Origin of the sequence: Nibricoccus aquaticus (assembly GCF_002310495.1) — a bacterium.
Lineage (GTDB): Bacteria > Verrucomicrobiota > Verrucomicrobiia > Opitutales > Opitutaceae > Nibricoccus > Nibricoccus aquaticus.
On record NZ_CP023344.1, the window covers coordinates 893,624 to 920,063 of the forward strand.

The 26,440-nt window shown below is 65.0% G+C and carries 17 protein-coding genes; 12 read left to right on the forward strand and 5 right to left on the reverse strand.

What is annotated here, in order from left to right; genetic code table 11:
• Positions 1 to 269 precede the first annotated feature (269 nt).
• Positions 270 to 3,107 (forward strand): AsmA-like C-terminal region-containing protein, encoded by a 2,838-nt coding sequence (locus tag CMV30_RS03965; protein WP_138223112.1) that lies wholly within the window; start codon positions 270 to 272, stop codon positions 3,105 to 3,107.
• 99 nt (positions 3,108 to 3,206) lie between these two features.
• The gene (locus CMV30_RS20605; protein WP_096054811.1) at positions 3,207 to 7,094 is read left to right on the forward strand and encodes an ATP-binding protein; all 3,888 of its coding nucleotides are present in this window, start codon (positions 3,207 to 3,209) and stop codon (positions 7,092 to 7,094) included.
• 172 nt (positions 7,095 to 7,266) lie between these two features.
• Here CMV30_RS20605 and CMV30_RS03975 read toward each other — a convergent pair whose 3' ends face one another.
• Together CMV30_RS03975 and CMV30_RS03980 are read right to left on the reverse strand one after the other, a co-directional pair.
• Positions 7,267 to 8,595: a sulfatase-like hydrolase/transferase gene (locus CMV30_RS03975; protein WP_342755723.1), complete on the reverse strand. Its 1,329-nt coding sequence runs from the start codon at positions 8,593 to 8,595 to the stop codon at positions 7,267 to 7,269.
• A gap of 23 nt (positions 8,596 to 8,618) precedes the next feature.
• The gene (locus tag CMV30_RS03980) at positions 8,619 to 9,488 is read right to left on the reverse strand and encodes a 3-keto-disaccharide hydrolase (protein ID WP_096054813.1); all 870 of its coding nucleotides are present in this window, start codon (positions 9,486 to 9,488) and stop codon (positions 8,619 to 8,621) included.
• A 122-nt stretch (positions 9,489 to 9,610) separates the two neighbouring features.
• Here CMV30_RS03980 and CMV30_RS03985 point away from each other — a divergent pair, with 122 nt between their 5' ends.
• Positions 9,611 to 10,096: a hypothetical protein gene (locus CMV30_RS03985; RefSeq protein WP_096054814.1), complete on the forward strand. Its 486-nt coding sequence runs from the start codon at positions 9,611 to 9,613 to the stop codon at positions 10,094 to 10,096.
• 49 nt (positions 10,097 to 10,145) lie between these two features.
• A complete protein-coding gene (locus CMV30_RS03990) occupies positions 10,146 to 10,892 on the forward strand; it encodes a dienelactone hydrolase family protein (RefSeq protein ID WP_096054815.1) in 747 nt (248 codons plus the stop codon).
• On the opposite strand, the gene CMV30_RS03995 is transcribed toward CMV30_RS03990, so the two are convergent.
• Complete coding sequence (locus CMV30_RS03995) at positions 10,882 to 12,084, reverse strand: glycosyltransferase family 4 protein (RefSeq protein ID WP_217494453.1); 1,203 nt, start codon at positions 12,082 to 12,084, stop codon at positions 10,882 to 10,884. The two genes, CMV30_RS03990 and CMV30_RS03995, sit on opposite strands and share 11 nt — an antisense overlap.
• Before the next feature lie 182 nt (positions 12,085 to 12,266).
• Entirely contained in the window at positions 12,267 to 13,082 is an 816-nt protein-coding gene (gene bamJ / locus CMV30_RS04000; RefSeq protein WP_096054816.1) for a BamJ family beta-barrel-assembly machinery protein, read from the reverse strand.
• 176 nt (positions 13,083 to 13,258) lie between these two features.
• On the opposite strand from bamJ, the gene CMV30_RS04005 reads away from it, so the two are divergent.
• The 8 genes from CMV30_RS04005 to CMV30_RS04040 all read left to right on the forward strand — a co-directional run bounded on the left by CMV30_RS04005 (position 13,259) and on the right by CMV30_RS04040 (position 25,179).
• Positions 13,259 to 15,193, forward strand: coding sequence for an LOG family protein (locus CMV30_RS04005; RefSeq protein WP_096057607.1), 1,935 nt, complete (start codon positions 13,259 to 13,261; stop codon positions 15,191 to 15,193).
• 359 nt (positions 15,194 to 15,552) lie between these two features.
• A complete protein-coding gene (locus CMV30_RS04010) occupies positions 15,553 to 17,028 on the forward strand; it encodes a PD40 domain-containing protein (protein ID WP_138223113.1) in 1,476 nt (491 codons plus the stop codon).
• Between the two features lie 236 nt (positions 17,029 to 17,264).
• Positions 17,265 to 18,569, forward strand: a complete 1,305-nt coding sequence (gene purD, locus CMV30_RS04015) for a phosphoribosylamine--glycine ligase (RefSeq protein WP_096054818.1) — start codon at positions 17,265 to 17,267, stop codon at positions 18,567 to 18,569.
• The gene (locus CMV30_RS04020) at positions 18,566 to 19,306 is read left to right on the forward strand and encodes a hypothetical protein (RefSeq protein WP_096054819.1); all 741 of its coding nucleotides are present in this window, start codon (positions 18,566 to 18,568) and stop codon (positions 19,304 to 19,306) included. Before purD ends, CMV30_RS04020 begins: the two co-directional genes overlap by 4 nt.
• Positions 19,307 to 19,526: 220 nt before the next feature.
• A complete protein-coding gene (locus tag CMV30_RS04025) occupies positions 19,527 to 20,006 on the forward strand; it encodes an arsenate reductase/protein-tyrosine-phosphatase family protein (RefSeq protein ID WP_096054820.1) in 480 nt (159 codons plus the stop codon).
• 21 nt (positions 20,007 to 20,027) lie between these two features.
• Positions 20,028 to 20,342 (forward strand): hypothetical protein, encoded by a 315-nt coding sequence (locus tag CMV30_RS19730; RefSeq protein WP_096054821.1) that lies wholly within the window; start codon positions 20,028 to 20,030, stop codon positions 20,340 to 20,342.
• Positions 20,343 to 20,623: 281 nt separating this feature from the next.
• Positions 20,624 to 21,889, forward strand: a complete 1,266-nt coding sequence (locus tag CMV30_RS04035) for a serine hydroxymethyltransferase (protein ID WP_096054822.1) — start codon at positions 20,624 to 20,626, stop codon at positions 21,887 to 21,889.
• Positions 21,890 to 22,161: 272 nt separating this feature from the next.
• Complete coding sequence (locus tag CMV30_RS04040; RefSeq protein WP_096054823.1) at positions 22,162 to 25,179, forward strand: PAS domain-containing protein; 3,018 nt, start codon at positions 22,162 to 22,164, stop codon at positions 25,177 to 25,179.
• Positions 25,180 to 25,377: 198 nt separating this feature from the next.
• Here CMV30_RS04040 and CMV30_RS04045 read toward each other — a convergent pair whose 3' ends face one another.
• A complete protein-coding gene (locus tag CMV30_RS04045) occupies positions 25,378 to 26,199 on the reverse strand; it encodes a PEP-CTERM sorting domain-containing protein (protein WP_096054824.1) in 822 nt (273 codons plus the stop codon).
• Between the last annotated feature and the right edge of the window lie 241 nt (positions 26,200 to 26,440).

Below are 26,440 nucleotides of genomic sequence, written 5' to 3' on the forward strand. Positions count from 1 at the left end.
CTCCGATGTAGGCGGGGTGCCCCCACCCCGCGCTCCCTTGGTGGACGTTCCGAGGGTGGCGCACGCCGTCCCGGCGCGTTGTTCATCCTTTCCGAAGGTGGAGCGCGCACTCCGTGCGCGCTGAGCGCCGCCGACCACCCGCAGCGTTCACGCTCACCCCGTGTCCCCGCCTGCGCTCCCTCATTGGTCACTGGTCATTGGTCACTGGTCATTACCAACTCCGCCTTCCGCCTTTCCGCCTCCCTTCATGCGCCCGCCGCCTCCCCCGCATGAAACGCCTCCTCCCCACCTCCTGGTTCCTCTGCAAACACTGTCTCCGCTCCCTCGGCAGCTTTGCCCTCTGGACCACCTGGCTCCTCCTCGGCGTCCTCCTCATCTTCCTCCTCAAGATCGCCCTCTCCCGCGAACTCGCCGTCCCCGCCTGGGTCATCCACCGCCTCGAAAATAAACACGCCGCCCGCGGCCTCATCTCCCACTTCGGCGGCGTCACCCTCGACCCCCACGGCCGCATCCTCCTCACCGACGTCCGCGTCCACAGCACCCGCTTCTCCGAACCCCTCCTCACCGCCCGCAGCGTCGAAGTCGCTCTCAACCCCTGGGCCCTCCTCTCCGGCGACTTCGCCGCCTCAGAGATCTTCCTGCGCGGTGCCGATCTCCACCTCCCCCCCATCCTCTCCCCCTCCGGTCGCGACGAATCCGTCCTCACCGACCTCACCCTCGCCCTCGAAATCAAAGACCGCGACCTCACCATCCGCCAGCTCTCCACCCGCTACGCCAATCTCACCCTCACCGCCCGCGGCACCCTCACCATCCCTCCTCCCCAAAAATCCAGCCGCCCCGAAGCCGACGCCGTCGTCGATTACCTCCTCAAAACCTACCTCCACACCGCCCGCCTCCTCGCCACCCACGCCCCCACCGTCGCCGCCTTCGACACCCCCCACCTCGACCTCCTCCTCTCATCGCATCCCCAGCGCATCGCCACCACCCGCATCCACCTTGGCGCCCGCGGCGCCCGCCTCCCGTCCACCCTCATCCCATCGCTCCCCGCCGGCGAACACCTCGACCTCGGCCCCTTCAACCTAACCACCACGCTTCCCCTCGTCAGCGACCAGCCCTGGGCCACCCGTATCCAACTTTCCCTCGCACAGCTCGCCGCCCCCGGCGGCCTCCGCGCCACCGACGCCCAGCTCTCCCTCCTCGCCAGCCTCCAGCCCGGCTGGAAACCCACCCCCCGCTCCCTCGACCTCGCCCTCGGCCGCCTCATCGTCCAAGAACACGCCGCCACCCCGCTCAACGCCCGCGTCACCGGCACGCTCCCCCACCTCCGCGCCCAACTCGGCCTCCGCTTCCTCGACGAACCCTGGACCCTCTCAGGCGACCTAGATCTCTCCGCCCGCAGCGGCACCGTCTCCGCATCCACCCGCATCACCCCCGCCCTCATCGATCACGCCGGCCGCCAGATCAAACGCGACCTCTCCGCCATCATCCAACCCGCCGCCCCCGCCCCCTTCTCTGCCACCGCCGACCTCTCCCCCGGCTGGAAACTCGCCCACGCCCGCGGCCACCTCGCCTCCGGCCCCGTCCACGTCCGCGGCGTGGACATCACCGCCACCGCCGCCGACTTCTCCTACACCGGCTCCGCCCTCGCCGTGGAGCGCATCCTTCTCAAAACCCCCGAAAGCGAAGCCCGCGGCAGTTATAACATGGATACGCGGACAAACGACTTCCGCTTCCTCCTCTCCGGCTCCCTCCGCCCCCCCGACATCGCCGGCTGGTTCGGCCCCTGGTGGCCCTCCTTCTGGAGCCACTTTGACTTCACCACTTCAGTCCCCCCGAGCGCCGACATCTCCATCGCCGGCCGCTGGGGCAAACCCTACGACACCGTCATCTTCCTCCACGCCGACGCCCCCAAACCCATCATCCGCACCGTCCCCTTCGACCACGTCCGCACCACCCTCTTCATCCGCCCCGGCTACTACGACGGCCTCGAACTCGTCGCCTCCCGCGACGGCCACACCGCCCGCGGCACCTTCACCCGCAGCGAAAATCTCACTAAAAACGCCCTCGACTACCAATCCTTCGACCTCACCACCGACCTCGATCTCCACGAAGACGCCCGCATCTTCGGCACCACCGGCACCGACATCATCGCCCCCTTCACCTTCTCACGCCCGCCCGTTGTCACCGCCACCGGCAAATTCACCGGCCCCGGCTCACCCGAAGGCGAGCACCAGCGCGCAAAAATCAAAATCGAGTCCACCGGCCCCTTCACCTTCCTCGGCTTCCCCCTCTCCAACCTCACCACCACCGCCACCCTCGACGACGACGACCTCCAGCTCCCCGACCTCCGCGTCGGCTTCGCAGAAGGCTACGTGACTGGCCGCGCACGCCTCTCCGGCCGCGATGACCAGCGCCGCCTCGGCTTCGACGCCTCCCTCGAAAACGCCTCCCTCGGCCAGGCCATCCACACCCTCGAAACCTACGGCGCCTTCCGCAAAAATCAGGCCCAGCCCCAGACCAGCAAAGTCCAGCAACGCCCCGCCACCGGCCGCCTCAACCTCCGCCTGTCCGGAGACGGCAACTACAAAGACCCATACAGCTTCATCGGCTCCGGCAGCGGCGAAATCTCAGGCGCCGAACTCGCCCAGATCAACCTCCTCGGCGGCCTCTCCGACATCCTCCGCGCCGTCCGCCTCAACTTCACCTCCCTCCGCCTCAACTCCGCCCAGGCCAACTTCAAACTCGACGGCCGCCAGCTCGACTTCTCCGAACTCAAAATCACCGGCCCCAGCGCCGCCATCGACGCCACCGGCCTCTACCGCCTCGACCTCCAGCAGATGAATTTCGACGCTAAAGTCTCCCCCTTCGACCAAAGCCGCAACCCCCTCGCCTCCGCCGTCGGCCTCGTCCTCACCCCCTTCTCCAGCATCCTCGAACTCCGCCTCTCCGGCAGCCTCGACGCCCCCCGCTGGCGCTTCGCCTATGGCCCCTCCAGCCTCCTGCGCAGCATCACCGGCAAAAAAGATAACTTCGAAGAAACCCCGCCCACCCCCGCACCCACCCCGCCAAAAACCCTTCAACCCCCGCCCGCCCTCCGCCGCCGCTGATCCCCGGCTTCGCTCAAATCGCCCCCCCCCGCCCACCTGCAAAAAGCACGTTGCCCGCCCTAGCCCCCCTGCCTAACTCCGCGCCACACGCGCAAGCCGATGGTCCAGCCCCTATCCCCCGCCGTCCCCTGGCCCAAAAAACTCTCCCGCGGCCTCGCCCTCACGCTGCTCACCCTCAGCACCCTCGTGCTCGCCGGCTGGTGGTTCGGCCTTGAACCCCTCGTCCGCTGGTTCCCCCGCTCCGCCCCCGTCGATCCCGGCACCGCCCTCGGCGTATTCATTTTCTCCCTCGCCCTCCTCGGCTTCGAAACCGGCTGGCGCCGCTCCAGCCTCCTCGCCATCGCCGCCGGCCTCCTCGGCCTGCTCACCGCCCTCGAAAACCTCCTCTCCATCCGCCCCTGGTTCGATCTCTGGATCGCCCGCGACCACGCACCCGGCCACATGGCCGCCGCCACCGCCGCCGCCTTCATCCTCGCCGCCGCCCCTCTCGCCTGGCCCCTCTCTACCAGTCCCGCTCGCTACCGCACCCTCGCCATCGCCCTCGCCGGCTCCCTCCTCATGTCCGCCGGCTTCGCCACCCTCGCCGGCCACACCCTCGGCCTCCCCGCCGCGTATCGCTGGAGCGGAGACGCCCCCATCCCCCCCGCCGCCGCCATCCTCCTCTTCCTCCTCGGCGCCGCCATCCTCCTCTTCGCCTGGCGCGAAAACCAAAAAATCCGCCCCGGTGCCCCCTCCTGGATCACCGTCCCCGTCATCATCGCCTCCGCCACCCTCACCCTCCTCCTCTGGGCCGGCCTCCGCGAACGCGAACGCCTCTACCTCGGCGCCACCACCCAGGCCGCCATCAACAACTTCGCCAGCACCCTCAGCAGCGAATTCACCCGCATCGGCACCGGCGTCGAACGCCTCGCCCGCCGCTGGAGCGAATCTCCCGACCTCGCCCCCCTCGTCCGCGAAGTCGATGCCCGCGCCCTCCTCGAAGAAATCCCCGCCTGCTCCAGCGTCGCCCTCATCGACCCCGCCCTCCGCAGCCGTTGGCTCTACCCCGCCCGCCAGCAAGACGCCCTCCTCGCCCTCGACCACGGCGCCATCCCCGCCCGCCTCGCCGCCCTCCAGGCCGCCCGTGCCAAAAACGCCCCCGCTGCCATCTCTGCCACTCTCTCCGCCCCCGCCCCCGGCTTCGCCGCCTACGCCCCCATTTACCACCACGACCAGTTCGCCGGCTACGCCGCCGCCGAGTTCCCCTACCGCCGCCTCTTCGACTCCCTCGAACAACGCCTCCACCTCGGCCACGCCTGGCACCTGTCCATCCAGCTCGGCAACGACACCCTCTACACCACCGGCCCCGCCTCTGCTCTCCCCGAAGGCCACCTTCTCGAATCCGTCTTCAACATCGCCGGCCGCCGCTTCCGTATCGCGATGAGCCCTACAGAAGACGCCCTCGAACGCGGTCGCCGCCACCTCCCCGAACTCGCCCTCGCCGCCGGCTTCGGCATCACCCTCCTGCTCGCCCTCAGCGTCCACCTCGCCCGCTCCGCCCGCGCCTCCCTCCACTCCGCCCGCCTCGCCAACCAGCGCCTCGTCTCCGAAAACGAGGAACGCCGCCACATCGAGGAAAAATTAAAACTCTCCGACGAACGCCTCCGCCTCGCTCTCGACTCCACGCTCATCGGCATCTCCGAGTGGAGCCTCCCCTCTAACGATCTCTACTACAGCCCGGGCCTCTGGACTCTCCTCGGCTATAAAACCGGCGCCGTCCCCTCCACCCCCCAGGTCTGGACCGCACTCATCCACCCCGAGGATCTCCCCGCCTACCGCGCCGCCGTCGAACAACAACTCTCCGGCTCTGTCACCTTCATCGACCACGAGTATCGCGTCCTCACCGCCACCCGCGAATGGCGCTGGCTCCACTCCCGCGCCAAGACCGTCGCCCGCACCACCTCCGGCACCCCCGCCCGCATCATCGGCACCCTGCAAGACATCACCCCGCGCAAGGAAGCCGAGGCCGCCCTCCGCCTCAGCCAGGCCACCACCCGCAAACTCTCCCTCGTCGCCGCCCGCACCGATAACATCGTCATCATCGCCCGCCCGGACGGCACCGTCGAATGGGTCAACGAATCCTTCGAACGCGTACTCGAATATAAACTACCCGACGTCGCCGGCCGCAGCCCCGCCGACTTCATGGTCGGCCCCGACACTAACCCCCGCACCCTCCGCCGCATCCAGACCGCCCTCCGCCGCGGCGAAGCCCTCAGCACCGACTTCACCAGCTACTCCAAGTCTGGCCGCAAATTCCACCTCCACCTCGAAGTCCAGCCCGCCTTCAACGACTCCCGCCAGCTCGAAAATTTCATCGCCGTCCTCGTCGACATCACCGCCCGCGTCGAAACCGAACACGCCCTCCGCCGCGCCAAGTCCGAAGCCGACGCCGCCTCCAAGGCCAAGAGCGACTTCCTCGCCTCCATGTCGCACGAGATCCGCACCCCCATGAACGGCGTCATCGGCATGACCAGCCTCCTCCTCGACACCAAACTCGACCACGAACAGCGCGACTACGTCGCCACCATCCGCAACTCCGGCGACGCCCTCCTCACCATCATCAACGACATCCTCGACTTCTCCAAAATCGAGTCCGGCAAGATGGAGCTCGAACGCCTCCCCTTCGAACTCTCCGTCGCCATGGAGGACGTCCTCGACCTCCTCTCCGTCCCCGCCTCCGCCAAGAAACTCGAACTCGTCTACCACATCGAGGACGACGTCCCTTCCTGGATACAAGGCGACGTCACCCGCCTCCGCCAGATCCTCGTCAACCTCGCCAACAACGCCGTCAAGTTCACCCCCGCCGGCACCGTCGCCATCACCGTCCGCCGCCTGCCCCCGGCCGCCGCCTCCGAGACCACGCCCGACGCACTCACCCTCGAATTCTCCGTCACCGACACCGGCATCGGCATCCCTCCCGACCGCCTGAACCGCCTCTTCAAACCCTTCAGCCAGGTCGACTCCTCAACCACCCGCAAATTCGGCGGCACCGGCCTCGGCCTCGCCATCTGCCACCGCCTTGTCACGCTCATGGGCGGCGACATTCGCGTTATCAGCGCCCCCGGCACCGGCTCCTCATTCATCTTCACCCTCCTCACCGAGTCCATGCCCGTCCCCCCCGGCTGGGGCCTCCCTGAGATGCCCGCCCGTCTAAACTACGGCCCCGTCCTCTGTCTCGACGAAAACCCTACATCCCTCCGCCGCCTCCAGTCCTTCCTCCAATCCTGGGGCGCCCGCCCCCTCTGCGTCTCCACCGCCGCCCAAGTCCAGCAAGCCCTCGCCGAGGACATCCTCCCCGTCGCCCTCATCCTCGACCACAAGCTCATCGCCCACGAATCCATGGGCGCCCTCCGCGCCCAGCTCATCACCAGCGACCTGCCACTCCTTCTTCTCACACCTCCCGGCTTAAACGGCCCCCAACTCGAAGCCTTCGCCGGCCGCCGCGCCAGCGCCACCGCCACCAAACCTCTCCGCACCCCCTCCCTCGTCCGCGGCCTCCAATCCCTCTTCGGCGCCACCCCCGAAAGCATCCCCCCCTTCGCCAGCGCCGCCGCCGAACGCCTCCTCGCCCACGACATCCCCCTCGACATCCTCCTCGCGGAGGACAACCCCGTTAATCAAAAGGTCGCCCTCCGCTACCTCGAACGCCTCGGCTACCGCGCCGACTTCGTCAGCAACGGTCTCGAAGCCCTGAATACGCTCGAAGCCCGCTCCTACCACCTCGTCCTCATGGATCTCCAGATGCCCGAGATGGACGGCCTCGAATCCTCCCGCCAGATCCGCGCCCGCCTCCCCGCCTCCCGCCAACCCAAGATCATCGCCCTCACTGCCAACGCCCTCCAGGGCGACCGCGAACTCTGCATCGAAGCGGGTATGGATGACTACATCACGAAACCCGTGAAGCTCCACGAAATCGCCGAAGCCATCCGCCGCCTCTTCGGCCAATAACTCCGAAGGTAGGGCGGATTCGCCGAACCCCGCCGGAACGATGCAGCCCGCATTTCGATCCTCTATCGCGCACCCGCCCCGCCGTCCCCGCCGCCCCATTGAGCGTTCAACATTAAACGTTCAGCGCTGAGCGTGCTCTCCCGCCCACGCCTCCCCAATCCTGTTAATCCTCTTAATCCTGTCCAAAATTCCGATTCCTCAACTCCGCGATCTCCTCCGCCCACGCCGCCTCCCCCACGATATTCCGCATCTCCCCCGGATCGCTCTCCAGGTCGAAAAACAACCACGGCGAACCATCCGCGTTGAGCACCAGCTTCCGCTTCGCCGTCCGCACACCCCGCCACACCCGGTCGCACTGATGAGGCAGCGCCACCACGCTCGGCATCGAGATCTGCGCCCCGCCCACCGGTGCCCGAAGTTCAAATACACCACCCTCCGCGCACGCCACCGTCGCCGCACTCAAATCCACCAACGACACCGCCTCCCTCCGCCTTTCACTCTTCACCCTTCCCCCTTCACTCTTCCCCACGCTCTTCACGAGCAACGGCACCCGCACCGCCTCCTCGTGCGGCCACCCTTTGCGAAACAACCCGTGCGCCCCGTGCATATCCCCATGCACCGACGTGAACACCACCACCGTTTCCTCCCACACGCCGCCCGCTTTTAAGCCAGCGAACAACCGCTCGATCGCCCGATCCGTCGCCTCGATGTGCGCATAATACCCCGCCAGCTCCCGCCGCGCCTTCGCCTCCACCTCGCCCCCGCGCGGCACATTCGCCGACAACAAAATCTCCTCCGGCCGCCTCACCGCGACACCCGCCGCCGGCGCATCATACGGCGGATGCGGCGCCTCCAGACTAACCACACCAAACCACGGTTTGGCCTCCGCACCTTTCGGCTTTGAACCTTCGGCCGTCGGCCTTTCCGCCTCCATCTTTGGCGTTTGAATTTTGGCGTTTGGAGTTTGCGCGCGCAGCCACTCACCCGCGCGCCGACAAACAACATCACTCTGATACCCCTCGAACTTCACCGGCTCCGTCAGTCGCGCGCCATGCAGCCACGGATCGTTCAGCAAAAACCCGCTCTCAAACCCCTCCCAAAACTCAAACCCGCCCCGCGCCTCCACCGGCACGATCGTCCGCGCATGAGCCTCGCCTACCAACGCCGCCGCCGGATCGCGCCGCGCCAGATGCCACTTCCCGAAAAACCCCGTCGCGTACCCGCGCTCGTTCATCTCATGCGCCACCGTCCGCGCGTTCACCGGCAGCGGATCGTAATAATCCCGCACTCCGTTCTCCGGCGACAACACGCCCGTCAGCAACGCCGCACGCGCAAACGGCCCGAACGGATGCGGCGTCACCGCCTGCTCATAATTCACTGCCTCCTTCGCCAGCGCAGCCAGACACGGGGTACGCGCATTCACATCACCCGCATAGCCAGTCGCCGACGCCCGCCACTGCGTCGTCACGACCCACAAAATATTCGGCCTTCTCCGCATCATCGCACCGTCATCCACAGCGCCGCTTACTTTCCCGCCACCCGCAACGCCTCCGGCATCGCCCTCAACGGCTCCACCGTGATCTCCCGGAAATAAATCTCCGCCGCCTCGATCTGCAACGCGATCTTCCCGCCCGTCAGCGCCTCGCCATTTTCCTTCCGCGATTTCGTCAGCCGCGCCGTCACCGTCCCATTGAGCACCTGCACGATCTCATCGCCCACGCAGTAAATCTCCAGCGTGTTCCAGCCTCCGTGCGCCACCTCCGCTCCCGCACCGCGCAAACACTTCGCCGCCTCCTTCACATTCCCGCGAAACGAAAAAATTTCCCCAGCCGCATCGTACCTCCACCGCTTGTCCTCGCCCGCCTTCGCCGTCGCATCCGCGATCACCGCGCCCACGCCGATGTAATCCCCGCAACCGCCTTCCTCGACCTGGTACTGGTGCGCATTCATCCACCGCCCGCCAACTTCGCCATGACTTCCATGCGCATGAAAAAGAATCCCGCCATTCCGTGGCCGGTTCGCCGCCCCAAACTTCTTCTCACCCCACTTGAACTGCACGCTCAGCCGGTAATTCGAAAACGTCTCCAGCGTCGTGAGCGTCCCAAACCCCTCGCCCGACACATGAATCGCCGGCGCTCCGTCCACCGTCTCCACCTTAAAAACACCGAGCGGATCGTTGTTCACCCCCAGCGCCTTCAAATAATTCCCCTTCGCATCCCGCTCCATCCCCGCCACCTCGCTCACGGGAAGCGGCGTCCACAACCACGTCTCCCAACCCGCGAGATCTTTTCCATTAAACAATAGTTGCTGCTGTCCCGCTCGCACCGACGACGCCATCGCCGCCCCAATCGCCACACTCATCGCCAGAGCCAGCACCGCACGTTTGAAAATCATCCCCCGTCCCTAAATCCCGTCTTACACGCCCGCAACCGCTTTCCCGCCATCTGAACTCACAGTTAAGCTCCGACGTTGTATCTGCGCACCTCTGCGCATCACAGTCACCTCAAACTTCCCCTATGAAAATTCTCCCAGCCATCATCTTTTGGATATGCACGGCATGCGCGTCATACGCAGGGCACGAGAAAATAGAAGACTTGGCCGACTCATTGGAAAAGGCCGTGGTGTTTGCCTCCAAAGGAGACTTCGCGTCAGCAGCACGCGCCATCAACGCTGAGACACGGTCCCCTCAATCACCAAAAGAGGTAATCGAGCGCACCGATTACCTCAAACATCTCTATGACCAGATCGCAGTGCTCGGCGAAAAAGATGAAGTGGAACGATTGTCACTCCGACTGGCCGGAATCTCATTCGCCCGCCTTAAAGTCATCGATAAACGAGCCGAAGGCGCCGTTATCTGGACTTTTATCGGATACCGCTATCGGGGACAGTGGTACTGCAAAAATCTCAGCGTCGCCGGAAGTGAAGATTTTCTGAAATTGATGAGAGAAGAACTCGACGCGGCAGATGCCACCCCGGTCACCTCAGGTTCCACTGCTGACTAGTCACCGAACCGCCATCATCGCCCTTCCTTACCACACTCACCCCTTTTCCATGACCCTCCAAGAAGCCTCCTTCGCCGACATCTCCACACCCACCGGCCCGATGCGCACGCACCTCTTCCGGCCCTCCGCGCCCGGCCGCTATCCCGGCATCGTCCTCTACTCCGAAATTTTCCAGGTCACCGCCCCCATCCGCCGCACCGCCGCCTTCCTTGCCGGCCACGGCTTCATCGTCGCCGTCCCCGAGGTTTACCACGAATTCGAAGCCCCCGGCACCGTCCTCGCTTACGACCAGCCCGGCGCCGACCGCGGCAACGCCCTCAAAACCACCAAGGAGGTCTCCGCCTTCGACTCCGACGCCCGCGCTGTCCTCGCGTACTTGAAATCACACGACGCCTGCACCGGACGCCTCGGTGTCATCGGCATCTGCCTCGGCGGCCACCTCGCCTTCCGCGCCGGCATGAACTCCGACGTCTCCGCCACCACCTGCTTCTACGCGACCGACATCCACAAGGGCTCCCTCGGCAAAGGCATGACCGACGACTCCCTCGCCCGCATTCCCGAAATCAAAGGCGAACTCATGATGCTCTGGGGCCGCCAGGACCCGCACGTCCCCGGCGAAGGCCGCGCCAAAATCTACGCCGCCCTCACCGCCGCCGGCACGAATTTCACCTGGCACGAATTCAACGGCGCCCACGCCTTCCTCCGCGACGAAGGCTACCGCTACGACGCCGAGCTCGCCCACCTCACCATGGGCATGACCGTGCAATTCTTCCGCCGCACCCTCGCTACCGGCTGACCGCCGTCACCTCGACAGCCGCACGTCCCGCCGCCGCTCGCGCTTCAATCGCCGCGCGCAACTCCCGCTCGAACGTCTCGATGATCGCGTCCCACGTGATCGTCAGCGCCGTCGCCCGCGCCGCCCCACGGATCGCCGCCCACTCCTCACGCCGCCGCATCACGCCACGCGCCTTAGCCACCAGCGCCGGCTTGTCCCCAAACACCGCCGCAAACCCGTTCACCCCGTCGCGCACATGCTGCCGCGTCGCCGCGTAATCGTACGCCACCACCACGAGCCCGCTCGCCAGCGCCTCCGTCACCACATTGCCAAACGTCTCCGTCGTGCTCGCGAAAACAAAAACATCCGCCGACGCATAGTGCGCCGCCAGTTCCTCACCGCGCCGCATCCCGGCGTAGTGAAACTCCGGATGTTTCGCCGCCAGCCCCGCCTTCTCCGGTCCGTCGCCCACCAGCACGAACTTCGCCCGCGGCTCCACTGCCTGCATCGCCAGAAACGCCTCCACCGCCTGCCCGAGATTTTTCTCCGCAGCGATCCGCCCCACGTAAATCACGACCGGATCATCCGGCCCCACACCCCAGCTCGCCCGCAGCTCTTCCGACCGCTTCCCCGGCGAAAATAATTTCCCGTCCACCCCGCGCGCCAGCGTCCGCAACCGCTCGAATCCCTCGCCCGCCAGCTGAGCGCACATCTCGTCCGTCGGCGCCAGCGTACACGACGCCTGATTGTGAAACCACCGCATATATAACAACGCCAGGTCGCGCCCGAACCTCAGCCCGTAGTGCCCGCCGTACTGATGGAAATTCGTGTGATAGCTCGACGTCACCGGCAGCCCTAGCTTCTTCGCCGCGTTGAGCGCCGCCAGCCCCAGCGGCCCTTCCGTCGCCACATGCACCACATCCGGCTGCGTCTCGCGCCACCGCTTCACAAGCGCGCCCTGCACCGGCAGCCCCATCCGCAGCGTCTTGTAGAACGGTATCGGCGCGCCGGGCACGAGCCACTGCGCCATACCCCTGTTCCCCGCCCCATCCAACGGCTCCGCAACCGCGCCATCCACTTCATCCTTCTGCCGCGGCCGCACCACCTCGACCGCATGCCCCTGCGCCACCAGCCCGCCCGTGAGCCGGCTCAACGTCATGGCCACACCATTGACCTCCGGCGGATAAGTTTCGGTAACGAGCGCGACTTTCAAAACACCTCCACCGATGCCCTCGCCCTTCTCACGCCGCAACGAAACAATCCCGCCCCCGCCGTTACGTTCTCGTGACGCCCCTCCGCCACTCCGCTAAAAAACAAAAACGCCCCCGGTCGCAAAAACCAGAGGCGTTGAAAACTAAATCCATTCCGCCGTTCTCACCGGCATGATCCGCAGGCTTACTTGGCGGCTGGAGCCGGAACCGGAGGCAGCGCAGGCTGCTCGGGCTCGGCCGGAGCAGCCTGCACATCAAGCAGCTCGACATCGAACACCAGCGTCGCACCGGGAGGGATCGCGCCCTGGCCGCTGTCGCCGTAGCCCTGTGCCGGCGGGATATAGAGCTTAATCTTGCCGCCCTTGTTGATCTTCTGGAGACCCTCGGTCCAGCCCGGGATCACCCGGTTCAGCGGGAACTCAGCGGGCGCCACCGGCTGGCCCGGCTCACGCGGCTCCAGCGACGTGTCGAACACCGTGCCGTCAACCAGCTTGCCGGTGTAGTGAACCTTCACGATGTCCGTGGGTTTCGGATACGCACCCGTGCCGGGCTGCACGATCTCGTAAACGACTCCGCTCGGCAGTGCCACCACGCCGGGCTTCGCCATCACTTCGGCCATGAGCTTCGCCGCCTCGGCGGAGGCCTTCTCCTTGATCTTGGCCATGGCCACCTCCTGTTTCGAGCGGAGCAGCTTGTCCACTTCCGGCCCGATCTGCTGCAAGTCATACGGCGACTCCTTGCCGTCACGCGCGAGCAGCATGCCTTTGATCACCGAGTCCACCTCAGCCTGCGTGAACCCCAGATCACCAAAGCCATTCGTTTTGCCGAGATACCAGCCGTAGGCCTCAAGCGCCTGCGCAGGTGTGAACTGCGCAGCCGGTGGAGTGGCAATCGCGCCCATCCCTGGAGCGGGAGCAGGCGTGCCCGTTGGCGTTTGCGCACCGGCCACAGAGGCGCCGAGTACGAGAGCGGAAGCGATCAGGGTCTGTTTCAATTTCATGGGTTAAGAAGTGGTCTTATGGAAAGGTCCGCGGCCGTTTTGTTGCCGCAAAAGTTTTCCTCGATGCCTCCGCCCCTCCCTCGTGGCAAACACTTCTTCAGCCCTGCATAACAACACCGCACGTCCTCACTCCCCCCTTGTCAGCCCGCACCCCCGCGCCTTCACTCCGCACTCCCATGAACCAAGACCAGTTTTGGACCAGTCAGGACGGCCAGATCCTCACCGTGCGGCCGAAAGACGACAACGCCGTCTCCCTCACCCTAGCCTTCTGGCCCCGCCACCCCGCCGAGTTCGACTTCCTCAAGTCGCATCTCGCCCATCTCGACTTCACCGAGCGCTCCACCCTCGCTCGCATCGGCATCGAGATGCTCGTCACCGGCAAACCCACCGTCGACGGCAACCGCATCCTGCTCGAGGTCGAGGCCTTCATCTACGACCACAGTTTCCCCAACGCCCCTTACTGGAAAAAGCTCCTCCGCTCCGGCACCCCCGTCGGCCGCCTCTTCTACGCCCCCGAATCCGCCAAGCTCTCCACCGCCGAGATCTGGGACGCCATCAAGGCCAACACCCTCAAGCTCCCCAACACCATCTCCATCGACCGCGAGGGCCGCGTCTTCCTCACTCCCCACCAGGTCCGCTACACGCTCAACCCCAAGCTCCAACGCCCGTCCTTTGAACGCCTCGTCTCCGGCGTCGCCGGCCGCGGCTACCTCGACAAGGTCCAGCTCCGCCACGAGACCGACCTCCTCACCATCCCGCCCCGCTCCGGCATACTCACCAGCTGCTCCCTGTATTTGAAAGAGCACTTCGTCCTCCTCAATCGCGGCGAAGGCAACTTCGGCATCCACACCAGCGCCGTCCTCCTCGACCCGATCAAGACTTTCGGCACGAACATCATGCTGGAAATCTACAACACCGGCGACCAGCCCGTCGTGAACCCCGTCGTCTCCGTCGAGATCTTCCGCGCCCCCGAACCCTCCGATGCCGAGGCCAAAACCCTCCAGAAAAAACGTGTCCGTCTCCAGGCCACCGCATCCGAGATCTACAAGTGTCTCGACGAAAACCCGCCGAAGGACGCCCCCGAATCCGCCAAACCCAAGGCCCGCATCACGGTTAAAGGCCAGAGTTCCACGATGGAAAACTACTCCATCTTCCTCAACGCCGGCGCCGTGGCCGACGCCGCCGCCCTCAAAGCCCGCCTCGCCCCGGCCAACCCCGCCGGCGCCTCCTGCGGCTTCCGCACCATGATCCAGGCGCTCGACGCCGCCCCCGAAGACGCCGACACGCTCGTCACCGATTACTTCCCCAATCTCCTCGAAGAAATCGAACTCCTCACCCGCCTCCCGCAGCTCAAACTCAAGCGCGTCATCTTCCGCAAACCCTCCCGCACCCACGGCTTCTTCCTCTCCAACAACGCCCACGCCCGCCTCGAGACTTTCGACGCCGTCGGCCTCGATGTTTACTGGCTCAACGAGGCGATGAACGAGCTCTACCTCCACACCTACAAGAAAGAGCACGGCTTCTTCGTCCGCGACGAACAGGTCCGCAAATTCCGCGAATCCACCATCCTCGCCTTCTACGGCTCCGCCGTCGGTCTCGACCAGGCCGATACGGATCGCATCTCCGGCCTCATCGAAAAACTCACCGGCTTCATCGGCCGCGATGTCGGCGTGCTCACCGGCGGCGGCGGCGGCGTCATGCGCCTCGCCACCGACCAGGCACGCGGCAAGGGCGCCATGACCGGCGCCTGCTTCCTCGAACTCGAAGCCCAGCCCCCCGAACTCGGCGTCGACTTCTTCAACACCTTCCAGGAGACCGGTCGCCACAACCGGCAAAAGTGGTTCGAGATCGCCGATTTTTGCATCTTCAACGTCGGCGGCATGGGCACCCTCGAAGAAATCGGCATCGAGCTCTGCAACCTCAAACTCGGCATCCGCCCCCGCGTCCCCTACGTTTTCTACAACGCCCGCTTCTGGAACGATCTCAAAAAACAGATCCGCGAAATGATCCGCACCAAGCGCGCCCCGTCCTGGATGGCCGACTACATCCTCTTCACCGACGACCCCGACGAAGTCGTCGCCTTCTACCGCAAGAGCCTGAAGGTCCTCTGATATCCGGCTCCGTTGCCTTTTGTAGGGACGCACCACTGGTACGCGCCACCGAGCGCCATCGCGCGCGGCTTCGCCTCCCCTCCTGTAGGCCAGCGTGCTTGCACGCGCTCCGGTTATGGGACTGCGGTGCCTCAGCACACGCCCCTGCATCTCTCACCCAATCCTGTTAATCCTCTTAATCCTGTCCAAAATTCCGCCTCCCCGTTTCCCCCGCCTCCTCCGCTCCTTCGCCCTTCAGCGCTTTCGTGATCTCCGACTTCGTCCCCCTTCCGGCCCTTCGCGAGACCATTTTCTTACGCTCCGAAAACTTCCCCTCACTCCCCGCGCACCCTCCGCCCCCGCCCATCGTCTTCCCCTCCATGCCCCCAAACTCCACTCGCCAATCCGGCGTCTCCGTCTGCGCCTCCCGTCTGCTCCTCTCCGCCCGCCTCGCCCTTACCGCTCTTCTCGCCGCCACTACCCTCGCCACCGCCCACGCCTCCAACGTCGGCCGCCGCTTCCCCTCCGAGAAAAAGACCTACACGGACAAAGTCACCGGCCTCACCATCACCGCCCTCACCACCGATCCCGAGTCGAGCGAGGCCAAACCCTACCAGACGCACACCACCTGGACCGCCGACGGCCAGTGGATCATCTTCCGCGCCGACAAAGCCGGCTCGGGCAACCAGGCCTTCCTCGTCCACGAGAAAAACGGCGACATCATCCAGCTCACCGACGGCCCCACGACCGACACCGGCTCCCTCAACCTCTCGCGAAAAACCAACACCCTCTACTACCTGCGCGGCGGCCCCCAACGCCGCCCCGCCCCCAACGCCCCGGCCGACGCTCCTCCGCCGACTCCCGCCACCCCGCGCGAACTCGTCGAACTCTCCCTCGATCCTCTCATCGCCGATTCCCTCGCAGGCACTCCGAAAAACGCCTCCGCCTACGAACGCGTCGTCGCCGTCCTCCCCGAGAATCTCCGCGACTCCGGCGGCTTCGCCCTCGATGCCGACGAATCCCGCGCCTACTGGGGCGTCGCCACCGGCCCCGAACGCCCCCGTGCCCCACAACCCACTACACGCACCGCGCCACCCGCCGGCGTCACCGGCGCCCCCAACACGCAAGGCGGCCGCCTCCTCGACCAGCAAAACACCGACCCCGCCCAATCCCGCGAAGCCTCCCGCAAACGCTTCGAGGAAAACGGCCGAGGCCCCGGAGGCATCCGCTCCATCGATCTGAAAACCGGCGAAATTAAAACCGTCATCGACGTCGATTTCCGCATGGGCCACGTGCAGACCAATCCCTGGGTTCCCGGCGAAATCATCTACTGCCACGAAACCACCGGCGACGGTCCGCAACGTATGTGGACCGTCATGGGCGACGGCTCCAACAACCGCCCGCTCTACGCCGAAACCCCCGACGAGTGGATCACCCACGAAACCGTCGCCACCAAAGACGAGGTCATGTTCAATATCATGGGCCACCTCCCGTACCTCCGCGAGCGCCCCACCGGCGTCGCCGTTATCAATCTTCGCACCAACCAGATGAAGATCCTCGGCCAGATGGAAGAAGACACCGGCCGCCGCGGCACCGGCGGCTTCTGGCACTGCAACGGTTCCTCCGACGGCAAATGGGCCGTCGCCGACAACTTCGGCGGCGACGTCTACCTCATCGACCGCCGCAACGGCGAAATGACCAAGCTCACGACCGACCACAAGATGCGCCCCGATCACACGCATCCCATTATCAGCCCCGACGACAAACGCGTCCTCATCCAGTCCGGCCATTTCACCGACGGCAAAACCCTAGACCTCCTCGTCGTCGACATCCCCGAAAAACTCCTGGCTCGATAAACAATCGATCCCTCCGCGCTTCCGCGATCCTCCGTTCCGGCTCCTCCAGCCGCGCCTAACTAGGCGCGGCTTTTTCGTACACACGCCCCTATACCGCCCGACCGTTCCCAATCATCTTAATCCCGTAAATCCTGTCCAAAACTCCGACGCCTTGCGCTCATCGCCTCCCTTCGCGCTCTCCGCTCTTTCACACTTCACTCTTCAATTTTCTCCCGCTCTGCTTCGCCCCCTTCGACATGTCCCTTTCCCTTCCTCGCAACGTCCTCGTCGTCGGCTCCGGTGGCCGCGAACACACCCTCGTTAAAACCCTCCTCGCCTCCCCCGCGCAGCCCCGCGTCATCGCCGCCCCCGGCAACGCCGGCATCGCCCAAGACGTCCCTTGCTTCCCCGTCGCCGCCGACAACATCCCCGGCCTCGTCGCCCTCGCCCAGACCGAGAAAATCGACTTCGTCGTCGTCGGCCCCGAAGTCCCGCTCTCACTCGGCCTCGCCGATAAACTCCTCGCCGCCGGCATCCCCGTCTACGGCCCCACCGCCGACGGCGCCCGCCTCGAAGCCTCCAAAATCTTCACGAAGCAGATCCTGCTAAAGTACAACATCCCCACCGCCCCCGCCGCCTTCTTCAGCGAAACCGCCCCCGCCCTCGCCTACCTCCGCACCCGCCAGATCCCGATCGTCATCAAAGCCGACGGTCTCGCCGCCGGCAAAGGCGTCGTCGTTGCCATCTCCCTCGCCGAAGCCGAGTCCGCCGTCCGCGACATGCTCGAAGGCGACCGCTTCGGCGCCTCCGGCCACCAGATCCTCATCGAAGACTGCCTCTTCGGCGAAGAAACCAGCATCCTCGTTGTCGTTTCCGGCCGCGACTCCGTCATCCTCCCGACCTCGCAGGACCACAAACGCATCGGCGACGGCGACACCGGCCCCAACACGGGCGGCATGGGCACCTACTCGCCCGCCGAAGTCGTCACGCCCGACCTCCTCGCCCGCATCGAAAACGAAATCGTCCGCCCTTCCGTCAACGCCATCGCCGACGAAGGTATCCAGTATCGTGGCACGCTCTTCATCGGCATCATGCTCACGCCCTCCGGCCCGAGCGTCATCGAGTACAACGCCCGCTTCGGCGACCCTGAAACCCAGGTCGTCCTCCCCCGCCTCGCGACCGACGTCCTCGCCCTCCTCTGGGCCGCCGCCAAAGACCAGCTCAACACCATCCAACTCTCCGTCCGTCCTGACTACTCCGTCTGCGTCGTCATCGCCGCCAAAGGCTACCCCGACGCCTTCCCCAAAGGCGACGCCATCACCCTCCCGCCCGTATCCGCTCTCCCGGCACAGACCTTCGTCTATCACGCCGGCACCGCCCAAAACGCCTCCGGCGAAACCGTCACCAACGGCGGCCGCGTCCTCGGCGTGACCTCCCTCGGCTCCACTCTCCGCGAAGCCGCCGACCGCGCCTACGCCGCCTGCGAAAAAATCACCTTCGCCCGCGGCAATCACTACTACCGCCGCGACATCGCCGCCAAACAACTCACCCGCCGCGCATGACCTCGCGCCCTCTCCCCCTCCGCCGCGCGCTCGCCTTCACCGCGCTCCTCGCCGCCCTCGTTGCGCTCCCAGCATTCACGACCACCGCGCGCGCCGCCACTCTCGAACACGACCTCCAGCAAGGCCTCCACTACCTCCGCACCGCCGACCTCGCCGTCGATTCCGCCACCGTCGAGAAAACCCTCGCCACCCGCCCCGCCCTCGTCCTCGACCTCCGCCATACCACGGCCGACGACGACACCTCCGCCACCCTCGGTCGGCTCCTCTCTCGTCCGCCCGCCACCGTCCGCTTCGCCCGCCTCATCCTCGTCAGCAAAGCCACCGCGCCCTCCCTGCTGAAGCAACTCGCCACCCCGCACCCCGGCGTCGTCATCCTCTCCGCCCAGACCGAAGGCCTCACCCCCGACATCTCCGTCGGCACCACGCCCGAAGACGACGCGCTCGCCTACGACGCCTTCGCGAGCGGCGTCTCCCTCGACAAACTCCTCAGCGGCACCACTCCCCAAAAAGCCCGCTACGACGAAGCCACCCTCGTCCGCGACCACGCCAACGGCACCAACGGCCGCACCCCACCCGCCGACGAACCCGAACTCGAACCCGCCCCCACCTCCGATCAACCCGCGCCAGCCGACGTCCCCGTCGCCACCGTCGAAAAACCCGCCCCCCAGCCCGTCGACCGCGTCCTCCTCCGCGCCGTCCAACTCCACCGCACCCTCCTCGCGCTGAAAAAACTCTAACCCGTAGGCCAGCGTGCTCGCACGCGCCTCCGAAGGTAGAGCGGGTTAGCCTAACCCCGCCGGTTCGACTGCTGCGCCTTGGCGCAGCTTTCCCCGCGAGCCTCGGCTCGCGCCCCTTCCCCCAACATCCGCTGCCCTCGCCCTCGCCCGCCCTCCGCCCGACATCCAGCTTTGCCTTTCGAATAAAACCCTATCCATTGCCCCACGACTTACCCGCGCGATGGCCCACATACTCACCGTTTGCACCGCCAACATCTGCCGCAGCCCCATGGCAGAGGCGCTCCTCCAACACGCGCTCCGCGGCCAGCCCGAACCCCTGAAGTCGATCAAAGTAATCTCCGCGGGCGTCGCCGCCCGCCACGGCGAACGCGTCTCGGAAAACTCCGTCACCGCCCTCAAAAAAGTCGGCATCAATCTCTCCCGCCACAGCTCGCAACCGCTCACGCGCGAACTCGTCAACGACGCCCTCGCGATCTTCTGCATGACCGAGTCCCACCGCGCGATGATCGAGCTCAACTTCGAGCCCCCGCCCGAGCACCTCTACCTCTTCCGCGAGTTGATGCCGCCCCCGGCCGACCCCGAAATCGCCGACCCTTTCGGCGGCCCCTTGAAACTCTACGAAGCCTGCCGCGACGAAATGGTCGAAGCCATCCCCTCGCTCGTAGAATTCCTAAAAAAACTCACCGCCAAGTCAGCGTGAGGCAGTAAGCAGCGCTAACACGTGATCGCTGAGTACAATCTATCGTCCGAAGATAGAGTCGCGCTGAAGAAGAGCCGGATCGCCACGACTAAAGGCGGATTCATTATTCTACTCGGGATCGTGCTGCCACTTATGATTTACGCGGTGCTCCTCAAGATCAGCTATAACCACATCCAAGGTGAAATGGGTACATTCCCGCCAAAACAGATTATATCGGTCCTAGTCTGCGTCGGAATCGCAATAATCTCGTGGGGAACAGTGATCGCAGTTCAAGGAATGATCGAGGGATCACGTACCATGAAACGCATTGAGGATCGCCAAAAAGCCGGTGGATAAAAATCCTCGTCTGCGATTAGCAGACACCTCCGCCCAACCGCGCAGGCGATCAGCCGGAGCCGCACTCCCAAGATTTCGCCCATTGGCGAAATCCTTTTAGTGGTTCACTCCTTCCGATTCCGTCTTCCGTCTTCTTCCTATCTCCGCGTTTCCTCTCTTCCGCGCCTCCGCGATTTCCCTTCCTCATTACTCCTACGCCCCGCCAGCTCACCCTGTCCGCCTCCCCCAAAAAAACCTTTGCCTCCCCGCCGCGTTGCGTGAGCGTTTGACCCTTTCACGCCATGATCAACGCCACGCCGCTGAAAGCCCTCGATCCCGAAATCTACGCAGCGATCTCCTCCGAGTTCGCCCGCCAGCAAAGTCACATCGAGCTGATCGCCTCGGAAAACTTCACCTACCCGGCCGTCATGGAGGCCCAGGGCAGCGTGCTCACCAACAAGTACGCCGAAGGTTATCCCGGCAAACGCTGGTACGGTGGCTGCGAGTACGTGGACAAGATCGAGACCCTCGCCATCGAGCGCGCCAAAAAACTCTTCGGTGCCGAACACGCCAACGTCCAGCCCCACTCCGGCTCCCAGGCCAACTTCGCCGTCTACACCGCCGTCCTCCCGCTCGGCGCGAAGATCCTCGGCATGAACTTGTCGCACGGCGGACACCTCACCCACGGCAATCCCGCCAACTTCTCCGGCAAACAGTATAACTTTGTCCAATACGGCGTCCGCGAAGACACCGGCCTGATCGACTACGACGAACTCGCCGCCATCGCCGCCCGCGAAAAGCCCGCGATGATCACCGTCGGCGCCTCCGCCTACTCGCGCGTCATCGACTTTGCCCGCATGGGCGAGATCGCCCGCTCCGTCGGCGCTCTTCTCTTCGCCGACATCGCCCACATCGCCGGCCTCGTCGCCGCAGGCGTCCACCCGTCGCCCGTCCCCCACGCCGACTTCGTCACCACCACCACCCACAAAACCCTCCGTGGTCCCCGCGGCGGCTTGATCCTCTGCAAAGCCGCCCATGCCAAAGCCATCGACTCCGCCATGTTCCCCGGCGGCCAGGGCGGCCCGCTCATGCACGTGATCGCGGCCAAAGCCGTCTGCTTCGCCGAGTGCTTGAAGCCCGACTTCAAGATCTACTCCGAGCAGATCGTGAAAAACTCCCGCGCCCTCGCCGCCGCCATGGTGAAGCGCGGCTACAAGCTCGTTTCGGGCGGCTCCGACAACCACCTCTTCCTCGTCGATCTCCGTGCCAATCTCCCCGAGCTCACCGCGAAGAAAGCCCAGGAGACCCTCGATCTCGCCAACATCACCTGCAACAAGAACACCGTCCCCTTCGAAACGCGTTCCCCGTTCCAAGCCTCCGGTATCCGCCTCGGCACTCCCGCCGTCACGAGCCGCGGCTTCCTCGAAGCCGAGATGGATGAGATCGCCGGCTGCATCGACCTCGTCTTGAAGGCCATCGGCACCGACAAGGAAGCCGCCGCCATTGCTGAGTCCAAGCAACGTGTGCTCGCCCTCACCGGCCGCCACCCGTTGCCCTACAAACTCTGATCAACGGATAACCGCCACGCCGCCCACCCTCTGCGGCCTGACCGAAACCACGCCGGAAGGCGGCGCGAAATCGCTTCGTGCCGCCTTCCGCATTTTAGCGCGGCCCTCACCAACGCGTGATTGCGCCTGACGCTCCGATTCACACCCTGACCCCATCCGTCTGCTTGTTGAACTTCGTTCAATCTGTCCGATGTAACCACTGACTAGCTACGCCACTTTCCGCCGAACCGCCCGCCCCGCCTCCTGTCCTCCCCGCTTCCCGCATAGTTCCGATGCTGCTCACCTCGCTCTCCCGCGTTCTCTTCCGCCGCCGCCTCTCCGTGGTGTTGCTCGTGGCCGTGGGACTCGCCGCCTCGTACGCGCTCTACCTCGAAGCCCGCCGCAACGAAGACCTCCGCGTCCGCGAAGACGTCAAACGCCGCGCCGACACCCGCCACATTCTCATCCGCGAGACGATGGATGGCTACGTCGAGGGCCTCCACTCCTTGCGCAACCTCACCGGCGCGCTCGACCTGATCGACGCAGATAAATTCCAGCTCATCGCGCGCGACACCATGGAGCGCCACCCCGGCTTCCACGCGCTCCAATGGGTGCCCTGCCCCGCCGCCCCCGACACGTCTGCCACCGCATCCCATTCGCTGACGTATTTGCCGGTTCAATTCAACCAAGCCAGCCCCGCCGCGCCGTCCGCCACCGCCGCATTCTCCGGCTACGACTACATCACCAGCCCGCTCGCCCGCTACTTCGAAAACGCCCGCCACACCCGCCGCCTCGTTGTCACGCCTGTCGCCGAACTCCCCGCCCTCACCGGCGAGAAAAGCGTGCTCATGATCTACCCCGTCTTCCCCGGGAAAAACTCCGCTTCCGCCACGGCCCCTTGCGCCGGCTTCGTCGTCGGCGTCTTCCGCGTCAGCACCCTCTTCGGCGAATCCTGGAAAAACTTCGCCGGCCAGATCGCCGACGTCATGTTCCTCGACGCCACCCCCGGCACGCCCGCCAGCGACCGGCAGATGTTCTACTGGGCCGCCGATAACGGCCCCGCCACCACACGCGCCCTCACCGAAGCCGAATTCCGTGCCGGTTCGTGGTACCGCGAACTCCCCCTTCAGCTCGGCGGCCGCGTCTGGCTCCTCCTCCACCGCGCCAAAGACGGCTGGTTCGAGCGCCAGCGCACCAACTTCCCCACCATCATCCTCGTCGGCGGCGTCCTCTTCACACTCGTCTGCGCCGCCTACATCCGCGGCGCCGTCCGCCGCGCCGCCCTCGTCGAAAAAGAAGTCCACGCCCGCACCGCCGAACTCCGCCAGACCCAGGCCCTCCTCGAAGAAGACATCCAGCGCCGCGAAGAAGCCGAAAACCTCCTCCGCTCCAGCCAGCAGCAACTCCACGGCCTCATGGAGAACAGCCCCAACGCCATCTTCGTCAAAGACCCCGAAGGCCGCTACCTCTCCGTCAACCGCCGCTACGCCGAACTCCACGCCCGCCAACGCGAAGACTTTCTCGGCCGCAGCGACTTCGACGTCTTCCCCCCCGAGACCGCCGCCCGCATGCGAATGTCCGACGCCCGCGTCATCTCCACCGGCCAGCCCGTCGAGCTTGAAGACACGTTCGCCACCGCCGCCGGCACCCACACCAGCATCGTCCACAAATTCCCCATCATCGACGAAGATGGCCGCGTCCACGGCCTCTGCGGCATCGCCACCGAGATCTCCGAACGCAAACGCGCCGAAGCCGAGATCCGCGAAAACCGCCGTCAGCTCGAATCCATCCTCGGCCAGCTCCCCGGCATGGCCTTCCGCATGGTCCAGGACGGCCAGCTCGTCCCTGTTTATATCAGCCGCGGCGCCCTCGGCCTCACCGGCCACAGCGCCCGGGACTTCCTCGAAAAAGTCGTCGCCCTCCACGAGATCATCCACCCCGAAGACCGCGAACGCGCCCGCAACGCCATCGCCACCGCCGTCAAAAAACGCCGGTCCTACGAAATCGAATACCGCATCGTGGACCGTACCGGCCGCATCAAATGGGTCCTCGACCGCGGCCAGGGCGTGTACAACGAGGACGGCCGCCTCCTCTTCATCGAAGGTCTCGCCATCGACATCACCCAGCGCAAAGACGCCGAGTCCGAAAAACTCATCGTCGAACGCCGCCTCCTCGAAGGCCAGAAACTCGAATCCATCGGCGTCCTCGCCGGCGGCATCGCCCACGATTTCAACAACCTCCTCACCGGCATCATCGGTAACGCCAACCTCGCCGGCCTCGAGCTTCCCAAGACCTCCCCCGTCCACCAGAACCTCAAACACATCGAGAACGCTTCCCTCCGCGCCGCCGAGCTCTGCCAGCAGATGCTCGCCTACGCCGGCAAAGGCCGCTTCGTCATCCAGCGCATCGAGCTCGGCCCCTTGGTCGAAAGCACTGTCCCTCTCCTCCGGGCCTCCATCAGCAAAAAGGCCACGCTCAAATTCCAGCTCCAGCCCGATCTGCCCGCCACCATGGCCGACCCCACGCAGATGCGCCAGATCGTGATGAACCTCGTCATCAACGCCTCCGAATCCCTCGGCGAACACGACGGCGTCATCACCCTCTCGACCTCGCTCGTCCGCCCGCCCGCCGGCTTCTTCGAAGGCTCCGTCCTCACCCCGCCCGAACCCGCCGCCGACTTCCTTCAACTCGAAGTCACCGACACCGGTGCCGGCATGACACCCGACACCGTCTCCAAAATCTTCGACCCCTTCTTCACCACCAAATTCGCCGGCCGCGGCCTCGGCCTCGCCGCCGTTCAGGGCATCATCCGCAGCCACCACGGCGGCCTCAAAGTCCGCAGCGCTCCCGGTCGCGGCTCCACATTCACCCTCTTCTTCCCAGCCGCCAGCGCCGTCCCCATCGATCCCACGCCCGTCCGCCGTGCCACCGCCACCCCGTGGAAACAACAAGGCCGCGCCCTCATCATCGACGACGAAGACCACGTCCTCAAAGTCACCGCCAGCCTCCTCCAATCCTGCGGCATGGCAACCGAGCTCGCCCGCGACGGCTATGAAGGCATCGACCTCTTCCGCGCCCACCCGAACGACTTCGATCTCGTCGTCCTCGACATGACCATGCCCCGCCTCAGCGGCGAAGAAACCCTCCAGCTCCTGCGCGAAATCAAACCCGACGTGCGCGTCCTCTTCATGAGCGGCTACAACCGCCGAGAAGTCATCGCCAGCCTCGGCGGCACCGGCGAACTCGGCTTCATCCAAAAGCCCTTCACTCTCGATACCCTCCGCGAACAAATCCAGTCCATGCTCTCCTGAGCATCGGACGAGACTTAGCGTTCCTTTTCGATGGCTGCGCGGTGCCCCCACCGCGCAGCTGCGCTCCAATCCCCGGATACACCCCGCCCGCTCGACGCACTCCTCCTCTCACCCGCCCGCTCCACAAGCCCCCTGAAAACAAAAACCCACGGAGCCCAAAGGCCCCGTGGGTTTCCACACTAAGAACAATGACAGAAATCAGACCTGCGCAGCCTGCTTCTTCGAACGACGGCGATAAACAACCGCGCCGAGGAGGGCCGCCGCACCCATCAGACCGTAGGTCGATGGCTCTGGAACTGCGCCACCTGCATCCTGCGGAGGACGCACTGCGCCGAAACCATCGAGGTAAACGTAACCCGCATGGCCGCCGTAGGGGCAGTCAGAAGCGAGCAAGCTCAGCGTGAACGTGTCACCAGCATAAGCGGAGACATCGAGCTGCTGCACCTGCCAGGGAGTCCAGTTCCAGGAACCGAACGAGTTGAAAAGACCAGCCGGCGTGTTGGCCGAGTTGTAGGTCACATCGTAGAGGATGTTGCCCGTGGTGTCGTTCTTCAGCGTCAGGCGGAAGTTGTCCGAATCCGTCGTACCATGGGAGTCTTCGAGCACGGCAGCCCATGCGAAGAAAATATACTGATCGGTGTAGTTCGTGACCGTCTGCTTGATCAGCGAGACAGAGTAGTCATTCACGCTGTTGTTCACACGAGCTGCATAGTTGCCGCTGTAAACCGTGCTCAACGCACCACCGGTATTAGCATCAGTGCCAAGACCGACGATCGCACTCTGGTCGTAGCTCGCATCGTAATTTGAGCCACCAACCGAGTAGTTCGCGGTGGTAAGAATGGAGAGATCGCCAGTCCAGTAACCAGAGCCGCGCTCCCAGCTACCGAGATTGTTATCTTCAAAGCCACCGTTGACAAAAGTGGCTGCACTCATCGTGCCGACACTTGCAAGAATACCAGCGGTAAGGCCGGCGAGTTTGGCGAATTTCGCCAGACGTGATGTGTTGTTTTGATGCTTCATGGTCTTGTTATTTGCGCTGAGCAAAAGGGGGTAAACAGGAGCGGGACGTTTCTATCTCTCCTAAAGCAGAAACCGAAATTACCTGAATTCTTAGCGTATAACTGTAGAGCTTCCACGCCTGTATGAGCGGGGTAAATGAGCACGCGCCCCCTCATGTATTCCCCTACAGCGCGCGAAACTAACATCTCCTTCACCTCGTAAATCATCCGCCGCTTTGCTCCTTGGCGTCACGCGCCCGCCG